Here is a 6,657-nt window from a genome sequence, read left to right as displayed (position 1 = left end):
ACCAACGCTCGTGCGCCACCGGTCCAAAGCATGTCCGGGTAGGTGCCGACCGCCCCCCCCCCCACGCCTCAGCCGCGAATGAAGGCCAGCAGATCCGCGTTGATCACATCCGCATGCGTCGTGCACATGCCGTGCGGAAAGCCTTGGTAGACCTTCAACGTGCCGTGCTTGAGCAGCTTGATCGCCAGCTCTGCTGAATCCGCGATCGGCACGATCTGATCGTCGTCGCCGTGCATCACCAGCACCGGCACGTCGATCTTTTTCAGGTCGTCGGTGAAGTCGGTTTCCGAAAACGCCTTGATGCAGTCGTAGTGCGCGTTGATCGCACCCATCATGCCCTGCCGCCACCAGTTGTCGACGATGCCCTGCTGCGGGGGCGTGCCCTCGCGGTTGAAGCCGTAGAACGGAATCGGTACGTCGCGGTAGAACGCCGCACGGCCCGCGACCAGTGCCTGGCGGAAGCCATCGAAGACCTCCTTCGGCGTGCCGCCCGGGTTGGCCTCACTCTTGACCATGATCGGCGGCACCGCACCGATCAGCACCGCCTTGGCGACGCGCCCGGGTTTGGCCTGCGCCACGTAGTGCGCGACTTCGCCACCGCCGGTGGAGTGCCCGATGTGGATCGCATCGCGCAGGTCCAGGTGATCGGTCAGCGCGTTGACGTCGGCGGCGTAGGTGTCCATCTCATGCCCGCCGCTGGTCTGCGAGGAGCGGCCATGGCCGCGGCGGTCGTGCGCGATCACCCGGTAGCCCTGCAGCAGGAAGAACTGCAGCTGGGTGTCCCAGTCGTCGGCGCTGAGTGGCCAGCCGTGATGGAACACGAGGGGCTGACCCTTGCCCCAGTCTTTGTAGAAGATCTCGGTGTTGTCGGCGGTGGTGACGTAGGGCATGGCACGGAACTCCTGAGGGAGGGAGGGGGCGCAGCGGGGTACCCGTGCATGCTGCGTCTACGGGGTGTTCAGGCAGGATGAAAGGTGGATGTCGATTTCGCGTCCGCTGGCGCGTCGTATCTGGGAACCTCGCCCGAACCGGGCGACCCCTTCCTTCGAGGCAACTGCCATGAGCGATTCCACCCCGGTCAAAGGTCCTGCGTCCTACTTCACCTCCATCGAAAAGACCTACGGCCAGCCGGTCGGCCACTGGCTGGCCCTCCTGGTCGCCCAGGGCGGACTGAAACACATGGAGCTGGTTGCTTTCCTCAAGGCCGAGCACGGCGTGGGGCACGGCCATGCCAATGCGCTGGTGGCCCATCACCTCAAGGCAGGCACGCAGTAGATACGGCTGTCGTGTCTGCCTCTTCGGACGGGGGTGTTCCGCCTGTAACCTCCTGCGCTGCTGCCAGGTCAGCCGGCGGATGCCAGCAAGGGAACAGATGTGATTGAACTGAAGGTCGTGCCCCACTGTGGCATCGGTCCAATACGCTTGGGGGAGTCCCGTGCATCCGTGAGAAGGGCGATGGAGGAGGTTGGCCTGCGCTTCGAGTCCGACACGGCTTCTTTGGACTACTTCTGCGAAAACAGCATCCAGGTTGAATACTACGAAGGCACCGCTGGTTTTATCGGGGTCGCGTCACACGCGATGTTCACTGCGATTTATCAGGGGCGGAATGTCTTCGACACGCCAGCAAAGGATCTGTTTGCGCTCGCTGCCGACCTCGATGCCTCTGGCAGCCACAGGTTCAATCGAAATGAGTACATGTTCCCGAACCAGATTTTGACGCTATGGCATGCCGATACCCAGTACGACCCACGTGAGCGACGTGTTATCTGGGGGCAGGTAGGCTTGGGGGATGCCCGCTATCTCGAAATGGCCTGACCTGGGGCTATCGGGTGGAAGTGACTGCTTAGCTGAATAGCCTCCCCAGCATCTGTCACGCCGATCGTGTCTAATACCGCTCCCCACGTCACACCCCCACCCCCATGTCCCTTGATTCCCATGGCCCCGCGCCGTGCGACGACGCTGACGGCCACCTGGTCACCGCAGGTCCGCTGACCCCGCCACCGGACAGCGCCGGCACCCTGGCCGACGAGAAAGCCCTGCGCCATTCCGTGGCCGAGGACGTGCAGGGCATGATCCTGGCGACCCTGGTCGCCTCGCTCGGCCTGGCGATCTTCGCCAAGGGCGGGCTGATGATCGGCGGCATGGCCGGGCTGGCCTTCCTGGCCCACTACACCTTCGGCTGGAACTTCGGCCTGGTGTTCGTCCTGGTCAACCTGCCGTTCTACTGGGTGGCCGTGCGCCGCATGGGCTGGGAATTCACCCTGAAGACGTTCGCGGCGGTCACCGCGTGCGGCGTGCTGACCGACCTGCTGCCGCGCTGGGCCGATTTCGCCCACATGAGCTCGCTGTACTCGGCCATCGTCGGCGGGGCGCTGGCCGGCCTGGGCATCCTGTTCTACATCCGCCACCGGGCCAGCCTGGGCGGCATCGGCATCCTGGCGGTGTACCTGCAGCGCACGCGTGGCTGGAGCGCCGGCAAGGTGCAGATGTCGTTCGACACGCTGCTGATGTGCGTGGCGTTCTCGGTGCTGTCCCCGTCCAAGGTGATGTACTCGGCGATCGGTGCGGTGGTGCTCAGTCTGGTGCTGATGTTCAACCACCGCCCGGGCCGCTACATGGGCGTCTGACGCCCGTTACTCGCCCTGCGGTGGCACCGGCACGACGGTCACGCCGGAGACCCAGCGGCGGCTGCGCAGGTCCAGCGTGGCCACCTGCTCGCCAGGGCCGCGGTACAACCACAGCTGGCAGCACAGCGCATGGTCGCCGGCATAGCTGCTGCGCAGGGCAATGAGCGAGGCGCTGTAGCACTGCTTCCCCGAGCGGATCACGGTGTCGGCGGCGGTATCGAAGGTGTAGCTGCGGGCGCCGCGCCACGGCCAGATGTCGGCCTCGCCCGGATCGGTGCCCGGTGGCACCGGGCAACGCGCCTGCTCGTCGCCGAAGTGCGCCACGCCGTCGCCATCGAGGGTCAGCGCGGCCAGCAGGCGGTCGATGTGCTTGTGCAGGCGGCGGTCTGCCGCGATTGCGGTGGCGTTCGCGTCCAGCGGTTCGCCATCGGCATGCACCGCAGGATCGGCCAGCCGATGCTCGCGGCCGTAGCGCACCTTCAACTGCACCGTCGGGCTGCGTTCGCGCGGGTCTGCCGACAACGGCCGGTTCAGCAGCAGGGTATCGCCGTAGTAGTCGCCATCGCGGTAGGCGATGTAGCTGACCCCCTCGATGCGCAGCCAGTAAAGGCCCTGATCGCTGCCACGCCCGCTGAGGCCGTACTGACCCTGCGCCCAGGGGCGCTGCGGATCCAGGGAGGTCGGCACCACGAAGCCGTGTTGTGGATCCCGCCGCAGCATGTCCACCTGCGTGTACAGGCCGGTGCCGCCGCTGTAGGCGCTCTGCACCAGGTCACGCTGGCCGTCGCCATCCAGATCGAGCAGGGAGAGCGACAGCTCGCCCATCTCCACCGGCACGGTGTGCTGGGCATCGGTCTGGCGCAGGTAGCGGCTGACCGCGTCCCAGTCCGCCGGGGTGACGTTGGCCGGGCGCAGCAGCGCGGGCAGCGGCGCATCACTGTCACCGGCCACCGGGATCTGCAGGTCGATGCCGGTCTCGTCGCGGTAGCGGGCCAGCACGGTATCGATCGGGGCCGGGTCGTCGCCCGGCACTGCGGCGATCTCCGCGCGCAGGCGCTCCAGCACGCCGTCCAGATCGCTTGCGGCAGCCAGCGGGGGCAGGCTCAGGGCAGCGAGCAGCGCAGCCCGCACTACCGGGTGCGTCACTTCTGGCGCCAGGCAGGCTTGAGGGTGTCGATACGCTTGAACACCGGGCAGTCCGGGCTGTGCGCGCCGGGCAGGTAGCCCAGGCTCATCAGGAATTCGCCGGTGATCTCCCCGCCGGTGAAGCGGAAGGTCTTCTTGAACAGCTTCACCCAGGCCGCCTTGTCCAGCGGATGGTGGGCATCCAGCCAGGCAACGAAGCTGCCATGGCTGCCCCGCAGCTGCTGGATAACCTGGGCGTTGTGGACCGCCGCGTGCACCTTGAGCCGGTTGCGGATGATGCGGGCGTCGTTGAGCAGGCGCTCGATGTCGCGCTCGCCATAGGCGGCCACCGTGTCCACGTCGAAGCCGTCGTAGGCGGCGCGGAAGCCCTCGCGCTTCTTCAGGATCGTTTCCCAGCTCAGGCCGGCCTGGTTGATCTCCAGGATCAGGCGCTCGAACAGTTCGCGCTCCTCGCGCTGCGGGAAGCCGTACTCGTGGTCATGGTAGTGGCCGTGGACCGGATGGCCGGGGGCGATGAGGCAGTAACCGGACACGTGCAGCTCCTGGCGATGGCGGATCAGGCGCACGGGCCGGGGCACCCGCGCAGGCCTGCATTATGTCAGCGCGAAAGCGCACATCACGGCCAGCGGCTAGAATGGGGCCATGTCTGAACTGTCTACTTCGCTTGCCCACCACCTGCTGGTCGCGCTGCCGTCGCTGACCGACCCCACCTTTGCCCGTACCGTGGCGCTGATCTGCCAGCACGACGAGAACGGCGCGATGGGCGTGCTGGTCAACCAGCCCTCCGAATACACGCTCGGCGAAGTGCTGGCCCAGATGGAGATCACCACCACCAGCGACACGCTGCCTGGCCAGATCGTGCTCAACGGCGGCCCGGTGCATCCCGAGCGCGGCTTCGTGATCCATGACGATGCGCGCAACTGGGATTCCAGCCTGGCCGTGGGCGAGGGCGTGTTCCTCACCACCTCGCGCGACATCCTTGAAGCCATGGCCCGTGGTGAAGGCCCGCGCAATGCGCTGGTCACCCTGGGCTGCGCCGGCTGGAGCGAAGGGCAGCTGGAATCCGAGTTGGCCGAGAACAGCTGGCTGGCCGTGCCGGCCGATGCCGAGCTGTTGTTCAGCACCCCGTTCGAACAGCGTTGGCAAGGTGCGGCGGCACGTATCGGCGTGGACCTGTTCCGCCTCACCGATTACAGCGGCCATGTCTGAGCCGGCCACGCCAGCGCCCGCCGCGCCCGCGCCGCCGACCATCCGCCGCGATGGCACGGTGCTCGGCTTCGACGTCGGTTCGCGCCGCATCGGTGTGGCCATCGGCAGCTCGTTCGGCACCCATGCGCGTGCGATCGCGGTGGTCGATGTCCACGGCAACGGCCCGGACTGGACCGCGGTGGAGCGCCTGATCAAAGAGTGGCGGCCGGACGGCTTGGTGGTCGGCGACCCGCTGACCCTGGACGGCCAGGACCAGCCCAACCGCAAGCGTGCGCAGGGCTTTGCCCGCCAGCTGCGGGAACGTTTCAAACTGCCGGTGGTGCTGGTCGACGAGCGTTCCAGCTCGGTCGAGGCGGCACGCCGGTTCGCGGTCGAGCGCGCCGAAGGCCGCAAACGCCGCCGCGATGCCGCTGCACTCGATGCAGTGGCCGCGGCGGTGATCATCGAACGCTGGCTCTCCTGCCCGGATGACGCCACCCCCGTTTCCTGACCCTCAGACCCTGCCCATGACCGCCTCGCAACTCGATTCCGATGGACGCCTGCGCCACCTGCTGACCCTGGAAGGTCTGCCCCGCGAAACCCTGCTGCAGCTGCTCGACCGCGCCGGCCAGATCCGCGATGCGGCCGTCGGCCGGGTCGGCAACAAGCGTCACGTGCTCGGTGGCTCGGCGGTCTGCACGCTGTTCTTCGAACCGTCCACGCGCACCCGCAGCTCGTTCCACCTGGCCGCGCAGCGGCTGGGCGCGGACGTGCTGAACTTCGACGCCTCCACCTCGTCCACGCGCAAGGGCGAGACCGCCTGCGACACGCTGAAGAACCTGGAGGCGATGGGCGTGCGCGGTTTCGTCGTCCGCCATCCCGACGATGGCGCGGTGGCGGCGCTGGCCGCCGCAGCGGGCGAGGGCACTGCCTTGGTCAACGCCGGTGACGGCCGCAGCTCGCACCCGACCCAAGGCCTGCTGGACATGCTGACCCTGCGCCAGGCCAAGGGCAGCGATTTCTCGAAGATGAAAGTGATCATCGTCGGCGACGTGAAGCACTCGCGCGTGGCCCGCACCGACCTGCACGCGCTGCGTACGCTGGGCGTGGGCGAAATCCGCGTGTGCGGCCCGCAGTCGCTGCTGCCGGACGATGACACCCTGAAGGGCTGCATCGTCGGCGACGACTTCGACGCCATGCTGGAAGGCGCCGATGCGCTGATGATGCTGCGCCTGCAGCGCGAGCGCATGGAAGAAGGCCTGGTGCCCTCGCTGGAGCAGTACCACGCGCAGTACGGCCTGGATGCCGCGCGCTTGAAGCGTGCCGGCACCGATGCCGCCGTGTTGCACCCGGGCCCGATCAACCGCGGCGTGGAAGTCACCGACGAAGTGGCCGACGGCCCGCAGTCGTGGGTGCTGCGCCAGGTCGCCAACGGCGTCGCCGTGCGCATGGCGGTGCTGGAAACGTTGTTGGGGTAAGTGTCAAGGGTATCGAACCGCACACGATACCCATGACCGGTAGTGCCGGCCGCTGGCCGGCTCCGCAGAAATTCACCCAGCACGCAGGGTAGTGCCGGCCGCTGGCCGGCTCCGCAGAAATTCACCCAGCACGCAGGGTAGTGCCGGCCGCTGGCCGGCTTCGCAGAAATTCACCCAACACGCAGGGTAGTGCCGGCCGCTGGCCGGCTCTGCAGCAT

Annotated in this window: 9 protein-coding genes; 6 read left to right on the top strand and 3 right to left on the bottom strand. The window is 67.4% G+C overall.

Annotation, left to right across the window (positions count from 1 at the left end; translation table 11 throughout):
- Nucleotides 1-68: 68 nt before the first annotated feature.
- Nucleotides 69-890, bottom strand: coding sequence for an alpha/beta fold hydrolase (locus ACE026_RS07630; protein WP_486038580.1), 822 nt, complete (start codon nt 888-890; stop codon nt 69-71).
- A gap of 169 nt (nt 891-1,059) precedes the next feature.
- On the opposite strand from ACE026_RS07630, the gene ACE026_RS07625 reads away from it, so the two are divergent.
- From ACE026_RS07625 to ACE026_RS07615, 3 genes are all read left to right on the top strand, one after another.
- On the top strand, nt 1,060-1,275 hold the full coding sequence (locus ACE026_RS07625) for a DUF4287 domain-containing protein (protein ID WP_486038579.1): 216 nt from the start codon (nt 1,060-1,062) through the stop codon (nt 1,273-1,275).
- Between the two features lie 99 nt (nt 1,276-1,374).
- Nucleotides 1,375-1,815, top strand: coding sequence for a hypothetical protein (locus tag ACE026_RS07620; protein ID WP_486038578.1), 441 nt, complete (start codon nt 1,375-1,377; stop codon nt 1,813-1,815).
- A 104-nt stretch (nt 1,816-1,919) separates the two neighbouring features.
- On the top strand, nt 1,920-2,627 hold the full coding sequence (locus ACE026_RS07615) for a YitT family protein (RefSeq protein ID WP_486038577.1): 708 nt from the start codon (nt 1,920-1,922) through the stop codon (nt 2,625-2,627).
- A 6-nt stretch (nt 2,628-2,633) separates the two neighbouring features.
- Here ACE026_RS07615 and ACE026_RS07610 read toward each other — a convergent pair whose 3' ends face one another.
- Entirely contained in the window at nt 2,634-3,773 is a 1,140-nt protein-coding gene (locus ACE026_RS07610; RefSeq protein ID WP_486038576.1) for a hypothetical protein, read from the bottom strand.
- Complete coding sequence (locus ACE026_RS07605; RefSeq protein WP_259261409.1) at nt 3,770-4,306, bottom strand: DNA-3-methyladenine glycosylase I; 537 nt, start codon at nt 4,304-4,306, stop codon at nt 3,770-3,772. The genes ACE026_RS07610 and ACE026_RS07605 overlap by 4 nt, the downstream gene beginning before the upstream one ends.
- A gap of 109 nt (nt 4,307-4,415) precedes the next feature.
- Between ACE026_RS07605 and ACE026_RS07600 the strand changes: the two genes are divergently transcribed.
- Genes ACE026_RS07600 through ACE026_RS07590 form a run of 3 tightly spaced genes read left to right on the top strand, consistent with a single transcriptional unit; the run spans nt 4,416 to nt 6,439 of the window.
- A complete protein-coding gene (locus ACE026_RS07600; protein ID WP_152153557.1) occupies nt 4,416-4,982 on the top strand; it encodes a YqgE/AlgH family protein in 567 nt (188 codons plus the stop codon).
- On the top strand, nt 4,975-5,472 hold the full coding sequence (ruvX, locus tag ACE026_RS07595; protein ID WP_121043125.1) for a Holliday junction resolvase RuvX: 498 nt from the start codon (nt 4,975-4,977) through the stop codon (nt 5,470-5,472). The genes ACE026_RS07600 and ruvX overlap by 8 nt, the downstream gene beginning before the upstream one ends.
- 16 nt (nt 5,473-5,488) lie before the next feature.
- On the top strand, nt 5,489-6,439 hold the full coding sequence (locus ACE026_RS07590) for an aspartate carbamoyltransferase catalytic subunit (protein ID WP_486038575.1): 951 nt from the start codon (nt 5,489-5,491) through the stop codon (nt 6,437-6,439).
- The last annotated feature ends 218 nt before the right edge of the window (nt 6,440-6,657 follow it).

The organism is Stenotrophomonas sp. AGC87, from assembly GCF_057333975.1.
The sequence above is the reverse complement of the archived record's forward strand: the minus strand, read 5'-3'. Positions and strand labels throughout refer to the sequence as shown.